15 protein-coding genes are annotated in these 15187 nt (G+C 49.3%); 14 read left to right on the top strand and 1 reads right to left on the bottom strand.

Annotated features, from left to right (window positions below):
• The first annotated feature begins 38 nt into the window (after positions 1 to 38).
• The 8 genes from IPP03_08185 to IPP03_08150 all read left to right on the top strand — a co-directional run bounded on the left by IPP03_08185 (position 39) and on the right by IPP03_08150 (position 8003).
• Positions 39 to 1877: a hypothetical protein gene (locus IPP03_08185; GenBank protein MBL0352624.1), complete on the top strand. Its 1839-nt coding sequence runs from the start codon at positions 39 to 41 to the stop codon at positions 1875 to 1877.
• The gene (locus IPP03_08180) at positions 1874 to 2557 is read left to right on the top strand and encodes a WbqC family protein (GenBank protein MBL0352623.1); all 684 of its coding nucleotides are present in this window, start codon (positions 1874 to 1876) and stop codon (positions 2555 to 2557) included. The genes IPP03_08185 and IPP03_08180 overlap by 4 nt, the downstream gene beginning before the upstream one ends.
• Positions 2558 to 2817: 260 nt before the next feature.
• Positions 2818 to 3741, top strand: coding sequence for a hypothetical protein (locus IPP03_08175; protein MBL0352622.1), 924 nt, complete (start codon positions 2818 to 2820; stop codon positions 3739 to 3741).
• Positions 3742 to 3861: 120 nt separating this feature from the next.
• Complete coding sequence (locus IPP03_08170; protein MBL0352621.1) at positions 3862 to 4818, top strand: glycosyltransferase family 2 protein; 957 nt, start codon at positions 3862 to 3864, stop codon at positions 4816 to 4818.
• Positions 4819 to 5003: 185 nt separating this feature from the next.
• On the top strand, positions 5004 to 6032 hold the full coding sequence (locus tag IPP03_08165; protein ID MBL0352620.1) for an NAD(P)-dependent oxidoreductase: 1029 nt from the start codon (positions 5004 to 5006) through the stop codon (positions 6030 to 6032).
• Between the two features lie 56 nt (positions 6033 to 6088).
• Positions 6089 to 6619 carry an acyltransferase gene (locus IPP03_08160; protein MBL0352619.1) on the top strand — a complete coding sequence of 177 codons (531 nt, stop codon included), beginning with the start codon at positions 6089 to 6091 and terminating at the stop codon, positions 6617 to 6619.
• Between the two features lie 136 nt (positions 6620 to 6755).
• Positions 6756 to 7718: a ketoacyl-ACP synthase III gene (locus IPP03_08155; GenBank protein ID MBL0352618.1), complete on the top strand. Its 963-nt coding sequence runs from the start codon at positions 6756 to 6758 to the stop codon at positions 7716 to 7718.
• A 33-nt stretch (positions 7719 to 7751) separates the two neighbouring features.
• Positions 7752 to 8003, top strand: a complete 252-nt coding sequence (locus tag IPP03_08150) for an acyl carrier protein (GenBank protein MBL0352617.1) — start codon at positions 7752 to 7754, stop codon at positions 8001 to 8003.
• 328 nt (positions 8004 to 8331) lie between these two features.
• Here IPP03_08150 and IPP03_08145 read toward each other — a convergent pair whose 3' ends face one another.
• Positions 8332 to 8742, bottom strand: coding sequence for a transposase (locus tag IPP03_08145; GenBank protein ID MBL0352616.1), 411 nt, complete (start codon positions 8740 to 8742; stop codon positions 8332 to 8334).
• A gap of 163 nt (positions 8743 to 8905) precedes the next feature.
• Here IPP03_08145 and IPP03_08140 point away from each other — a divergent pair, with 163 nt between their 5' ends.
• The 6 genes from IPP03_08140 (at position 8906) to IPP03_08115 (ending at position 15185) form a co-directional block, all read left to right on the top strand.
• Entirely contained in the window at positions 8906 to 9274 is a 369-nt protein-coding gene (locus IPP03_08140; protein MBL0352615.1) for a hypothetical protein, read from the top strand.
• Positions 9267 to 10160, top strand: a complete 894-nt coding sequence (locus tag IPP03_08135; GenBank protein MBL0352614.1) for a methyltransferase domain-containing protein — start codon at positions 9267 to 9269, stop codon at positions 10158 to 10160. The genes IPP03_08140 and IPP03_08135 overlap by 8 nt, the downstream gene beginning before the upstream one ends.
• Positions 10160 to 10774 (top strand): class I SAM-dependent methyltransferase, encoded by a 615-nt coding sequence (locus IPP03_08130; protein MBL0352613.1) that lies wholly within the window; start codon positions 10160 to 10162, stop codon positions 10772 to 10774. The genes IPP03_08135 and IPP03_08130 overlap by 1 nt, the downstream gene beginning before the upstream one ends.
• An 82-nt stretch (positions 10775 to 10856) precedes the next feature.
• A complete protein-coding gene (gene rffA, locus IPP03_08125; protein ID MBL0352612.1) occupies positions 10857 to 11999 on the top strand; it encodes a dTDP-4-amino-4,6-dideoxygalactose transaminase in 1143 nt (380 codons plus the stop codon).
• Positions 12000 to 12063: 64 nt separating this feature from the next.
• Positions 12064 to 13887, top strand: coding sequence for a glutamine--fructose-6-phosphate transaminase (isomerizing) (glmS, locus tag IPP03_08120; protein ID MBL0352611.1), 1824 nt, complete (start codon positions 12064 to 12066; stop codon positions 13885 to 13887).
• A 2-nt stretch (positions 13888 to 13889) separates the two neighbouring features.
• Positions 13890 to 15185 carry a nucleotide sugar dehydrogenase gene (locus tag IPP03_08115; GenBank protein MBL0352610.1) on the top strand — a complete coding sequence of 432 codons (1296 nt, stop codon included), beginning with the start codon at positions 13890 to 13892 and terminating at the stop codon, positions 15183 to 15185.
• The last annotated feature ends 2 nt before the right edge of the window (positions 15186 to 15187 follow it).

Genomic DNA, 15187 nt, shown 5'->3' with positions numbered 1-15187 from the left:
CCTGGAGTAGCTGTAATCCTTGGAAGTGGAACCTCTTGGTGCAACAATTCATTAACTTTATAGCGAACAAGCAACGTTCATCAACGACCGAGAATGCGCTATCTGCTCTCGTAATAGTAATAGCGGCGTTTGGGGTGGGTTGGTTACTAAGGTTCAGCCGCTATGGATTTGACTTTACGGACGAGGGGTTTTATCTGAACTGGATCTCGCATCCGTTCAATTATCCAACATCAAGCACCCAGTTCGGATTTATTTACCACCCGTTATATCTCGCAGTTGGCGGAGATATTGCCCTGCTCCGCCAAGCGAATATTTTGCTGACTTTCGGCTTGGCATTAGCTGCCGCTTGGATTCTTTTAGGCAATGTTTTCGGAGGCCGGACGCTGTCACGTGCTTCGAGGCTTGCGGTATCTGCGGCCATGGCAACGTCGGCCCCCTTGGCCTTTGTGTTCGCGGGAATGTGGCTACCCACGCCGAGTTACAACTCTCTGACGTTTCAGGGCTTGCTGGTTGCATTGATAGGATTGCTGTTGGCTGAAAAGGAACTCAGTCGAGCGAGTATTTTTGGTTGGATATTGATCGCGGTTGGCGGCTGGCTGACTTTTATGGCCAAGCCAACATCGGCTGCGGTATTGGCAATGGTTTCCGGAACATATGTGCTGCTAGCTGGAAAATTTCGCGTTGCGCCGCTGGCCATCACGCTAGGCAGCACTTTCGGCCTGCTTCTCCTGTCGGCCTTGGCAGTTGACGGATCGGTTATGGCTTTTGTGGAGCGCCTTAGCGCAGGGGTGGAGGAAGGGAAAACCCTTGCCAGCGGCAGCAACTATACCTTCGACACGATGTTCCGACTCGACGACCTTTTGCTGACCGAAGACATGAAGCTTCTTTTGTGCTTCGTGTCTGTTATTGCTTTCTTTGCGGTGTGGTTTGCACGGGTGCAAACTGGTTATATTGGAGTCGTTAGCCAGATATTGTCGGTTGTATTGGCGATAATTGGATTTTTGATCCTGTTCCAATTTATTCCGCCGCAATCGATCTTGGGGCAACATCGTGGGTTGGTGCTTTTCGCGGTACCTTGTGGTGCCGCGCTTGCGGGGTTGACGATTTATCGGTTCAAAGGGTTGCACCAGATCAGCGTATCTCAATGGGCCTTGCTCCTTGTATTGCTTATCTTGCCCTATGCCTATGCGTTTGGTACAGCAAACAATTATTGGGTGCCCATCGCCTGCGCTGGGGTGTTTATCGTTCTTGCCGGTTATCTGCTCCTTGGTCCGATAGTTCCTCCGCAGACAGTTCCCAAGGTGCTTTTGACTGTAGGTTTGTCGGTTCAGGTTGTTTCGATGGTGCTCCTGGCCTCAGGACTTGCGTCACCCTACCGGCAATCGCAACCACTGAGTCGGAACGATTCAGTGGTGGAAGTGGGGAAGCCAAGGTCTATTCTGATCTTGGCAAAAAGCCCTGCCGATTATCTTCATTCGGCCAAGGAGATCGCACGCCAGGCTGGCTTCACGCAAGGGTCGCCAATGATTGACCTGACTGGCCGATCACCTGGGCTGATTTATGCCTTGATGGCAGACAGTGTTGGTCTAGCGTGGGTTATCGGTGGATATCCGGGCAGTAATCAGCTCGTGATCGACGGATTGAGACAAGTACCATGCGGACAACTAGCCGCTGCTTGGATACTGTCCGAGCCGGATGGCCCGAGAGCGATTTCTCCGCAAGTATTGTCTTCTTTTGGCGCGAACATCGAGACAGATTTCGAAATGGTCGGGTCGCTCATTTCGCCGGAGGGCAAGGCTCAGCACATGCTCCGGCCGGTGCGGGCAATTGATAGCGCAATTACCGCGTGCGGAGCTATCCGGGCAAAAAGTCTATGAAGAAAGTGGCCATCCTCCAGTCCAACTACATCCCGTGGAAGGGCTACTTTGACATGATTGCCGCAGTGGATGAGTTTATCCTCTACGATGATGTGCAATTTACCAAGAATGATTGGCGTAATCGTAACCAGATCAAAACCCCGCAGGGAGTGCAGTGGCTGACGATACCCGTGGGCCAAGATATTGGACGACGTATCCGCGACGTAACCATTGGTACAAAGTGGCAAGAAAAGCATTGGAGGACATTGGAGAGTAACTACCGGCGTGCGCGGTACTTCGAAGAGATTGCCAAGTGGTTAATGCCACTTTATTTCGATGAGCCAGCTAGCCATCTCTCGCATTTGAATCGGCGATTCATTGACGCTATATGCAATTATCTTGGAATCAAGACCAAGCTGAGCAGTTCCTGGGACTACTCGTTGATTGAAGGCAAGACAGAGCGCCTAGTTGACCTTTGCGCGCAGGTGGGCGGCACCGAATACATCTCCGGCCCTGCTGCCAGGGATTACATCGAGGAAGGCGTATTTGGCGAGGAGGGCATCGAACTCACGTGGTTTGACTACTCTGGATATCCCGAATACCCTCAGCTCTGGGAAGGATTTACACACGGTGTAACAATTCTCGACTTGCTGTTCAACTGTGGCAAAGATGCTCCACGTTACATGAGGTATGTGCGCTGATGAAGTTCTCGGTCGTTGCGACACTCTACCAATCGGCGCCCCACATCGCCGAGTTTCATCAGCGTCCGAGTGTTGCCCTAAGGAACTTGTCGACCAAGATTACGAAATCATTCTGGTGAACGATGAGCCGCCCGATTACAGCCTTGAACTCGCAGCGCAACTTACTGAATGCGATCGTAATGTTGTCGTCGTATACCTCTCGCGAAACATTGTCCATTACAAGTCCATGATTCCAGTAAATCAGCAAAGGAGGCCCTCTCATGGGTTGGGTTAAGAAAGGACAAATTGTGAAGCCGACAGGCCAGCGCTATTGGTTGACCACGCGCGCCATGCTTCCCACAGCAGTTCCACTCGGTGGTGATTTGTACAGGATTTACTTCTCTGGCGGGGATGATAATAACCAGTCGCGTATTGGATACATTGAAGTAAACATGAACGAACCAGAAAAAATTCTAAAGATGGTGGATGACCCGGTTCTAGATCTCGGAGAGCCTGGTTGCTTCGACGATTGCGGGGTATCGCCAACTTGGATTGTCAATCATGATGGCAGAATCTATCTTTACTACATGGGCTGGAACAGAGGGTCGGCTGTAAGAGTAAGTGAGGTTTCTGGGTTGGCAATCAGTTGTGATGGTGGTGAATCATTTAAGCGTCATTCTCGAGTACCTATAATCGATAGAACTCCAGCTGAGCCATTTCTAATCTTGGTTATTTCATGTGTTTTGATTGCACCAGACGGCACTTGGCGTATGTGGTATGACTCTGCAGATACTTGGATTACTCCGGAGTTGCCTAAGTACAATATAAAGTATGCAGAATCGCGTGATGGGGTGAACTGGAATAGAAAAGGGGTGATTAGTGTAGGCTACAAATCTATACAGGAAAGCCGAATTTCAAGAGCATGTGTGCTTTACGAGGATGGGCTACAGAAAATGTGGTATTGCCATGCCATTGGGAAGGGCGGCTATAAAATGGGATATGCTGAAGGCCCTCTGCGTACCGATGGATTGGGATTTGTTAGAAAAGATGAGCAGGTTGGTATTGAGTTGTCTGAAGTAGGTTGGGATTCGGAAATGATTTGTTACCCTAATGTTTTTAATCATAATGGGAAGAAATATATGCTTTACTGCGGCAACGGATACGGTCGCGGTGGATTCGGGTATGCAGTCTGGGAAAATAGCTGATAAAACTGAACCACTCTAATACTAACAAATTGTTCGATTTAAACATAAGTTCGTATACGACATAATTTATTAAATAATTGAGATGCAATGAGTCCTGTTAACATGGATCAATCAAGTACTATAGAACTCTCGATTGTAACGACGATGTATCAATCGGAAGGTTTTATCGCTGAGTTTCATAGACTTTCGACAGAGGCTGCTAATGGCTTCACTTCATCCTATGAGATTATCTTCGTGAACGATGGGTCGCCTGATGACTCGCTGGAAAGATCACGGGCGCTGGTAGAGGTCGATGCACATGTACGCGTTGTAGATCTTTCTCGGAACTTTGGACATCATCGTGCTCTCTTGGTAGGAATCGAACATGCGCGCGGTCGCTTGGTCTTCTTGATCGACTGCGATCTTGAGGAAAACCCACTCACGCTCTCTGAATTCGCCACAGAGATGAAACAGACAAAGGCCGATGTTGTGTATGGTGTCCAAACTATACGAAAAGGAGGTATTGTCAGGAAAATTGGAGGTGTATGGTTTTGGTCCCTCTTCAATCTCATTTCAGAAGTCAAGGTCACTCCGAATGTCATAACTTCTCGCCTGATGACTCGGAGATATGTCAATGCACTCCTTGGGTTTCGCGAAAGAGAACTTTTTCTCTCCGGTATCTTTGCCTTAACGGGTTTCAAGCAAGTCCCGATGGTAGTCAAGAAGGTAGCACGCTCCGGTACCTCTTATACAATCCGCAAGAGATTTGCACTCTTGGTAAACGCGATTACTTCGTTTAGCAGCCGCCCACTTCTCTTGGTGTTTTATTTAGGATTGGCAATCTCGCTTGTTTCAGGGATCTCAGCGGCGGGACTCCTAGTCACAAAACTTATGTCAAATGACTTCGCTGCCGGATGGCCATCGCTTATTGTCTCAATATGGTTGATAGGAGGAATAACCATATTTTGTTTAGGACTCATTGGCATATACATCGCGAAAGTATTCCAGGAGGTTAAAGACCGACCACTTTCAATCATACGAGATATTTATGAAAATACAAACCAGAAGGTAAGCACCTCAATGGATTTGAAGCAGTAGAGTCATTGTGATACTGCGTGTTGACGCGATGAGAAAAGTGCGAACGCCCTTGAAATAAAAAACACTGCAAAGGCAGAATTCCACGGTCAACGGTCAAATTCTGCCCAAAATCAATCTTTTTGGGCAATCCACGAATATACGATGGATTGTTCAGAGAAATATTAACCAATCAAAAAGTTAATTGAATGAAAAATACAAATATCATTGTATTTGGCGCTGCAGGATTTATCGGCACCTACTTAATTGATGAGTTATTGAAAGAAAATTTCAATGTGACAGCATCCGACATTAATGAAATAGGAGAAACGTATTATAAAAAAAATAATGTGCCATATTTTCAGATTGACATAACTAATGCGGATGATTTTGAAAAAGTCAAGGACTTGAAATTCGATACAGTAATTCACCTGGCCGCACTTCAGCCCGCTAACGTTAGTGAGAAGAACTTTAGTCCAAGAGACTATATAAACGTAAACGGAATAGGTACAATTAACATTTTGGATTTTTGTGTACGAAATAAAATAAAAAAAATAATATACGCGTGCTCACATAGAAATACTCAGGGAGTGTGGAAAAAAGATACAGCAATAAAAGAAAAGGACGGACGATCGATAAAATACCATGGTGAATATGCCATGTTCAGTATTTCAGAGAATACCGCACAGGACTGTTTGCGATATTATTCGGAAGAATATGGCTTACAAACCATAAACTTTAGATTGCCACCAGTTTATGGTTACGGCCCTCACACCGAGATTTTTAAAAATGGCAAACCTGTCATAACAGGATTTCAAACATTTATCGAGAACGCAATTGCTTGTAAACCAATAGAATTGTGGGGTGATAGTAGTGTCGGAAGAGATATTATATATGTTAAAGATGTCGTGTCGGCATTCATTAAAGCAATCAATAGTGACACAGCACAAGGACTGTTCAATATCACGTCAGGCAAATACCTCACGTTAAAAGAACAGGTTGACACGACAGTGAAAATCTTTTGGGGAAATAAAAACAAGCCAGAGATAATTGAACTCCCTGACAAGCCTCATCATATGGATTCGTTCTTGTACGATAATAGCAAAGCCAAGCAAGAGTTAAATTGGAGTCCGCAGTATAGCTTTGAGGATATACTTTTGGACTACAAGAAAGAGATGAAAAACCAAAAGTTCAAATATCTACTTGATAAGCGAAAAAAAATGTTTGAAAGCTTGTAAGCGTTGGCGAAATTAATTTTGAATTTGAAATAATTATTCGGAATAAGGAGTTTTAGATGTTCACAATTCAGGATATTGAACTGATGGGAGATAATCTAAGGGGGAAACTTAGATCCTGCGGCGAAGGGGTTAAAATAAATCCTTTGGCAAAAATAGCCAAACCTCATGTTGTCGATTTGGGTAATCATTGTCGAATCGGTGATTTTGTTTTTATTTATGCCGGTGATGGTGTGACAATTGGCGAATACACGGATGTGCAGCCACATACGGTGATTTGGGGCGGAGGATTAACTATCATTGGGAATAGAGTTTCTACTGGCCCTGGCACAGTATTCTTGTCAGCAACATATTCTCATGCAAAAGGATTAAAAATGGTGGATGGGCTAGGCGAGGGAATGGCAAAGGAAGTTGGAGGAAAATTGGTGGTAGGAGATGATGTATATATAGGGGCTAGAAGTATAATCATGCCTGTAACAATAGGAGAAGGGGCAATCATTAGTGCAGGCAGTTTTGTAAACAGAGACCTGGACCCTTGGGGAATATATTTTGGCAATCCCGCAAAGAAAATTCGCGAAAGAGAGCATTAGAGATTTCGATTCTCCGCTAAGGGATTATTTTTAAATCAACATCGATTTTGTAAGCAATGAAGCTTGATAGGTAATACTGTTCTTGGCCAATTTTAGTTGTTTTAGGTAACCTGATGTAAAAGAAGGTGACTCAGATATGAATTATTTCATAAATAAAATTGAATATTATTTGCCTGAGAAGATAATAGACAATGTTTTCCTGGAATCGGAATGCGGAATCGAGAGGGGCTTCCTTGAGAATAAAATTGGAATTAAATTTAGACATTTGGCTGAAAAAAATGAATCTGTGTCTGACATGTCATTCAAAGCAGCGAAGAAATTAATTGATGTTAATAACATCGATGCTGAATCAATAGATCTTCTCCTGGTTTGTACCCAGAACCCGGACTATAAATTACCAACAACAGCTTGTATCGTCCAGGATAAGCTCAAGTTAAAAACCTCGTGTATTGCCTTTGACGTCAATCTTGGGTGCTCTGGATTTGTTTATAGCGTAATTATCGCCGGGAACTTCATCAAATCGAATTTGATAAAAAATGCTTTAATTATAATGGCTGATCAGTACTCCAAGATTATAAACTATAAAGATAGGAATACTGCGCCACTTTTTGGTGATGCTGCAAGCGCTATCCTGATAAGCGAAAGCAATGAGAAGAACGGTGTTATTGACGTAGATTTCGGAACGGATGGAAGTGGTGCTGAAAATCTAATAGCCTATAATTCCGGTGTTGTCAGGGACGATAATAAGTCGAGTTTTTTGTATATGAATGGAAGGGAGGTTTTAAAGTTTTCAATTACAGCTGTTCCGGAATCTATTGCTAAAATTTTGGAAAGAAACAAACTAACTACTAAAGACGTTAAATATTTCGTCCTTCATCAAGCCAACAAGTATTTGCTCCAGGAAATTAGTAAAGCGCTGGGAGTGGCGGATGAGCAGATGATTATAGACCTTGAAAATTACGGCAATACAGTATCTTCAACGATCCCGATTGCGCTTAAAAATCTGGTGGATAAGAATTGTTTGCATAAAGGAGACCTGATAATTCTCTCCGGCTTTGGAGTTGGGTTCTCATGGGGGACGATTTTATATGAGTATTGATGATAAGATTATTAATGAATGGAGCTTATATTAATGAACAGGGGCGCTATTTTTGAGGACTTAGTTGATTTTGTTATCAAAGTGCAAGGTAATGATGTTCCAATTGACGAAGAAACTGTCGAATTATTCGATTCAAAGGTGCTAGATTCACTGGATATAATGGGTTATCTAACTTATATTGAAAAAAAATACGGTGTGAAAATTACTGATCAAGATGTGGCAGACCGCAAATTGGGGGTTATCAGAAATATGATTCAATTCATATATGAGCGAAGCAAGGGATAGCTTTCTGATAGATTCCTGTGTCTACTCATCTAGGAGCGAGTTTGATCGTGCAAATACTTACTGGTCCTTTCGCTATTTTAGCCAATTACTAGCCTCCTCAAAGGAAGTCTCAGATAGGGCATATTGGCACACGGGCTGGCGAATGGAAGATTTCACTAGTTCCAGGAATTTCTGGATTCGGTGCCATGCGCTATGCGCCAGTTTTTTTGTCTCGTTCTTAGAGTTGACGTGTTGGCGGGATACGTGCCGCTTGGCGTTTGCCGATACCGGCTCGTCAGGATTCATGTGCGGGAAATATGGGGGCAAATAGAAGAGCTTGAGAAGGTCTTCATGCCTCGATAAATGCCCTGATGAACTTTGCTTTGTGAATGGGATGACCCTCCACAATAAGGAAGACAAGCTTTTCTGTACTGACCATCAGTAGCTTGAGGAACTTCAGGAACACCGCCGCAGGTACCGAGCTGTCATGGAGCATGAATTGGAACTCACTGCGTGGACTGACTGCGGGGATCATATTCAGCGAAAAGCGTCGTCCAGTCACCTCGACGACCGGTGTTTGGTCTCTGGGCGCCCACGTTGTTCCCATGTAGTAGTCCGAGTGGATTCCCGATTCATCGGTAAAGTAGAGGGTAGCGCCCTCGGTTTGTGCCTCAGCGCGGATGGTGGGAAAGCACGAACTAAAGGAGAATTTGAACTTCAGCGGCGTATTCTCCCGAACCGCCCGAGCCAGCCATCTCATTTCGTCCGCGCTTACTTTCGGCGGCCTGCCCGGAATCAGCTTGGCCAGCAGTGTGTTCTGGTCCCTAATGGCAAAATCCGCAAGGCAGCGAAAATTACTTCACTCATTGACGGCCCTTTAATTTAATGTATTTGATATTGAGCGTTTTTTGGTAAGAGCTAAAATGACAAAATACTGGATGATTCTACCCATTGCTGTTCTTGTAACCTATAGTCAGCTTATTGTGAAATGGCGAACAAGCGAGATGGCACTGGTCGTGCAAGCAAGTTTTCAGCGGCAACTCCTGAAATTCCTGACTGACCCGGTCATTGTTTCAGCATACGCCGCAGCACTCATCGCCTCATTTGCCTGGTTGTATGTTGTCACCAAGTTGCCTTTGACTGTTGCATTCCCCGTTTACATTGGGGTTACCTTTGCCATGGTCTTGCTTGGGGGATGGTTTTTTCTGTCGGAAACGCTAACCGCCACAAAACTCGTTGCTGTGTTGCTGATCTTTGGTGGAATTGTCCTTGGGGTAACTGCGGATGCATGACGGGGAACAAGCATTTGCTATCCAGTTTTGGTTGGCGGAGGTCCGCTCACAGTTCGTCAACGCAGCACCTGAGTTACTACCTTTGCTTGATACCTACTCGGCGGAAGCACTGTTTGGTCGGCGTTACATCGATTCTGATCTTGATAGCCTGCAATCCGGGGCCAGAGTTCTTGAGGTCGGCGCAGGCTCATTGCTTCTTAGTTGCCAGTTGATGAGAGAGGGATTCGAGGTCACGGCACTAGAGCCAATCGGCGATGGTTTTTCACATTTTGACCAAATGCGCCAAATTGTTATGGATAAAGCTCGATCCTTGGGGTGCTGCCCTGCAATTTTTGACCGTCCGGCTGAAGTGCTCGCAACGGTCAACCATTTTGACTATGCATTTTCGGTCAACGTGATGGAGCATGTGGATGATGTTGCGCGTGTCTTGGAAAACGTGGGGAAAAGCCTGACTTTCGGCGCAAGCTATCGTTTCACCTGCCCGAATTACCTTTTCCCTTATGAGCCTCACTTCAATATCCCGACTTTTTTTTCCAAACAGCTTACGGAGAGACTGCTGGGGCGGATGATATTTGGTAGCCGGACAGTGCCCGACCCATCTGGAACCTGGAAATCACTTAACTGGATCAATGTCATTAGGGTTGGAAAGTATGTTCGACGATTTTCGGGGCTCAAGCTGACTTTCAACCGTTCTATGTTGGTCTCTACCCTCGAGCGCATTGCTTCGGATCCGGACTTTGCGGGCCGTCGTTCCCCGGCAATGCGTAGTTTCCTCCTGATGCTGGTTCGCTTGCGAATTCACCAACTATTCTGGCTCGTTCCGGCTGTCTTGCAGCCCATCATGGATTGCCGTGTCGAGAGAACTGCTGATCCGGAGGTCTGTTGATGGCGCAGATAACTCATGGGATTAGAGCCATTCTCTCATCCCCTTTGGTTTATGCCTCGTTCCAGTCGCTGATGGGGGCTCATAAAATTCGCCAGAGGTTTGTATCTGACTTTGTTCAGCCATTCTCCGGGATGAAAGTATTAGATATTGGCTGCGGTCCGGCGGACATCCTGGCTTATCTACCTGATGTTGACTATTGGGGTTTCGATATCAGTGAGGCGTATATCCAACAAGCGAGCACTCGATTTGGCCTGCTGGGAATGTTTCACTGCAAGCAGTTGGGATTTGAAGACTTGGCTGAGTTGCCGCCTTTTGAGGTCGTCCTTGCGCTTGGTGTGTTGCATCACCTTGATGATTCTGTCGCATTGGAAGTGATGCGACTCGCCTTGCAGGCTCTCAAGCCTGGTGGCAGACTCCTCACGATAGATCCTTGTCTGGATAATGAGCAGAATCCTATTGCTCGCTTTTTGGTAAAGAGCGACCGAGGGCAGAATGTGCGGAACAAGGCTGGATACGAGGCGCTTGCCCGTAGTGTTTTCAATGAGGTTCGCGTTGATGTGCGTCATCAAATATGGATTCCCTATACACATTGCTTTATGGAATGTCAGAAATGATGGTGCACGTGACGCACTGCTGTGAGTGTCAGGACTGTCTCGCTGCTATGGCGCGTGAAACCCGCAGGCGCGGAGGGTTTCTATGAGGGAAGATAAGATACCGTTCAATCGCCCGTACATGACGGGCAAGGAACTCTATTACATTGCCGAAGCCAAGTTCGGCAACATGCTGGCGGGCGATGGCCCGTTCACGAAACGCTGCCACCGGTGGATTGAAGAGAAAACCGGTTGCAACAAGGCGCTGCTGACCCATTCTTGTACCGCGGCTTTGGAGATGGCAGCGTTACTGCTCGATATCCAGCCCGGTGACGAAGTGATCATGCCTTCGTTCACCTTCGTATCCACCGCCAATGCATTCGTGTTGCGGGGCGGGGTGCCGGTGTTTGTGGATATCCGCGAAGATACCTTGAACCTCGATGAACGTCTGATCGAGGCGGCGATCAATCCTCGCACCAGGGCGATTGTGCCAGTCCATTACGCCGGGGTGGCGTGTGAAATGGACACGATCATGGGCATCGCACGGCGGCACGGGCTGAAGGTTGTCGAGGATGCTGCGCAGGGCGTCATGGCGAGTTACAAGGGGCAGGCACTTGGCAGCATTGGTGATCTAGGCGCGTACAGCTTCCACGAGACCAAGAATGTGATTTCCGGCGAAGGTGGGGCGTTGTTGGTCAATGACCCTGGATTGGCATTGCGGGCCGAGATTATTCGGGAAAAGGGTACGGACCGCAGCCGGTTTTTCAGGGGTGAGGTGGATAAATACACTTGGCAGGAGGTGGGTTCCTCATTCTTGCCAGGTGAACTCATTGCGGCATTTCTGTGGGCACAACTTGAGGAGGCGCAAGCAATAACCGACGTACGACTGGCGATGTGGGATCGCTACCACGTAGCTTTCGCTCATCTTGAAGTCAAAGGTCTGATACGCCGACCTTTCATTCCGGAAGGTTGTCAGCACAATGCGCATATGTATTACGTTCTTCTGGCGGCAGAGATTGATCGGCGGAATGTGCTGACTGAATTAATGCGCAACGGAATCCATTCGGTATCTCATTACGTACCTCTGCACTCTTCTCCTGCCGGCCGACGCTACGGGCGGGTACATGGTTCGATGGATGTGACAAATAGTCAGTCAGAGCGGTTGATTCGGTTACCAATGTGGGTTGGATTGGAGGAAAATGACCAGGAATTGGTCTTCAATGCGCTGGCACAAGCCATCGATTTTTAGACTCTATGCGAATGCCTACCTCACGGCGCGCATTGTATAATCGGCTCTTTTTCGTGAGGCCAGAATGTGCGGAATTGTCGCGGCTGCAGCCGGCAGCAACATAGTCCCAGTTCTGGTTGAGGGCCTGAAGAAACTCGAATACCGAGGCTATGACTCGGCGGGGCTGGCTGTCATCAGCGGCGCCGGCATCGAACGTGTCCGTTCGGTCGGGCGCGTCGCGGAACTCGAAACCGCCTCGTCCAATACGCGGTCGGTCACCGGAATCGCCCACACCCGCTGGGCTACCCACGGAATCCCCAGCGAACGCAATGCCCATCCGCACGTTTCGGGTTCGATCGCAGTCGTCCACAATGGCATCATCGAGAACTACGAAAGCCTGCGCAACGAACTGAGCGCCCTGGGCCACGTCTTCACTTCCGATACCGACACCGAAAGTATCGCCCACCTCGTCGAAGCCACGTTGCAGACCGAGCCCGACCTTTTTGCCGCCGTCCGCATTGCCTGCCGCCGCCTGGTCGGCGCCTACGCCATCGCCGTTATCGACCATCGCCAGCCGGGCAAGGTTGTCGTCGCCCGCGAAGGCTCGCCACTGCTGCTCGGCGTCTCGGAAACCGGCAACTACGCTGCCTCCGACGCCTCGGCCCTGTTGCAGGTGACACGCAACATGGTCTACCTGGAAAATGGCGATATTGCCGAGTTGACCGCGACAGGCGTCAAAATTACCCGCCTCGACGGCACCCCGGTCGAACGTCCGGTCCATGTCTCCGAACTCTCGGCTGCCGCTGTGGAACTTGGTAACTACCAGCACTATATGCAGAAGGAAATCTTCGAGCAGCCGGAAGCGCTGGCCAACACACTGGATATCGTCGGCGGCAGCAAGACCATCCAGCCCGGCATCTTCGGCGCCGAAGCCGCCAGCCTGCTGGCCGACGTCGATTCGATCCTGATCCTCGCCTGCGGCACCAGCAGCCACTCCGGCTATACCGCCCGCTACTGGCTCGAAGCCATCGCCGGCGTCACCTGCAACGTCGAGGTCGCCAGCGAATACCGCTATCGCACCTCGGTGCCCAATCCGCGCCAGCTTATCGTTGCCATCTCCCAGTCTGGCGAGACCGCCGACACACTGGCCGCACTGCGCCACGCCAAGTCACTCGGCCAGATGAAGACCCTGGCCATCTGCAATGTTCCCGAGTCGGCCATCGTTCGCGAATGCGCGCTGCGCTTCATTACTCGCGCCGGCCCGGAAATCGGTGTCGCCTCGACCAAGGCCTTCACCACTCAGCTTGCCGCACTCTTCCTGCTGACGCTGGTCATCGCCAAGGTGAAGAATCGCCTGAGCGCCGATCAGGAGAGTGCCTACATCGACCAGCTCCGCCACCTGCCGGTTGCGGTCAACAAGGTGCTGGAGCTGGAATCCGACATCAAGGCCTGGGCGCTGCGCTTTGCCGACAAGCACCACGCCCTGTTCCTTGGCCGTGGCCGGCATTATCCGATCGCGCTGGAAGGCGCGCTGAAGCTCAAGGAAATCTCCTACATTCATGCCGAAGCCTACCCCGCCGGCGAACTCAAGCACGGCCCGCTGGCGCTGGTCGATGCCGACATGCCGGTTATCTCGGTGGCCCCGAACGACCTGTTGCTCGACAAGCTGAAATCCAACCTTAAGGAAGTGCAGGCGCGTGGTGGCGAATTGTATGTGTTTGCCGATGCCGATTCGGAAATGACCGAATCCGAAGGTATTCACATCCTGCGCCTCCCGGAGCACTATGGCGAATTGTCGCCGATCCTGCACGTCATTCCGCTGCAACTCCTCTCCTATCACGTGGCGCTGGTGAAGGGGACGGACGTCGACAAGCCGAGAAATCTCGCCAAATCCGTGACTGTGGAGTAATCATGAACCTGAATGACAAGAAAGTGGCGATCATCGGCTTGGGGTATGTGGGATTGCCGCTTGCCGTCGAGTTTGGGAAGTCGCGGCCGGTCGTCGGCTTCGACATCAATCTGTCGCGGATTGCTGAATTGCGCTCCGGCAAGGACAGTACGCTGGAAGTGACACCCGAAGACCTGGTGGCTGCCAAGCAGCTTTCCTACAGCAATCAACCCGAGGCTATAGCGGATTGTGGTGTTTTCATCGTCACCGTCCCGACGCCCATCGACAAGGCCAATCGCCCGGATCTCACGCCGCTGGTCAAGGCCAGCGAAACGGTTGGCAAGGTGATGAAAGCAGGGTCAATTGTGATCTATGAATCGACGGTATTTCCGGGATGTACCGAAGAGGTTTGCGTGCCGGTGCTGGAGAAGTATTCTGGCTTTAAGTTCAACCAGGATTTCTTCTGTGGCTACAGCCCCGAGCGCATCAATCCGGGCGACAAGGTCAACACGCTGACCAAGATCAGGAAGATTACCAGCGGCTCGACACCCGAGGTGGCGAAAGCGGTCGATGCGCTCTACGCCAGCATCATTGCCGCCGGCACCTTCCCCGCTACCAGCCTGAAGGTGGCGGAAGCGGCCAAGGTTATCGAAAATACCCAGCGTGACCTGAATATCGCACTTGTAAATGAACTCTCGGTGATCTTCGACCGCCTCGGGATCGACACGCTTGAAGTTCTCGAAGCGGCAGGCAGCAAGTGGAACTTCCTGCCCTTCCGCCCGGGGATGGTCGGCGGTCACTGCATCGGCGTTGACCCGTACTACCTGACACACAAGGCGGAGGAGGTCGGCTATCATCCGCAAGTCATCCTCGCCGGGCGCCGGATCAATGACAACATGGCACGTTACGCTGCCCGCAACGTCATCATGTTGATGCTGCGCAACGGAATCGATGTGGCGCGCAGCACAGTCGGCGTGTTGGGCATCACCTTCAAGGAAAACTGCCCGGACATCCGCAACAGCAAGGTAGCCGACCTCGTGCAGGAACTTCAGAACTGGGGAGTCCAGGTGGTCGTTTCCGACCCGTGGGCGGATGCGGATGAGGTTGCTCATGAGTACGGTATACAGCTTGGAACCATCGATGCAGCGCATCCGGTGGATTCATTGGTTGTGGCAGTAGGACACAATGAATTTCGCGAAGTCGATCTCGCAGCATTGCGTTCGCTCTGTCAAGGTGAAAAGCCGGTTCTCGCCGATCTGAAGTGTCTTTATGACCGCAATGCCGCGACCGCTGCCGGCTTCACGGTGTTCCGTCTCTGAGA

Source organism: Candidatus Dechloromonas phosphoritropha (genome assembly GCA_016722705.1).
GTDB lineage: Bacteria > Pseudomonadota > Gammaproteobacteria > Burkholderiales > Rhodocyclaceae > Azonexus > Azonexus phosphoritrophus.
This window is presented reverse-complemented; position numbering and strand designations above follow the sequence as displayed.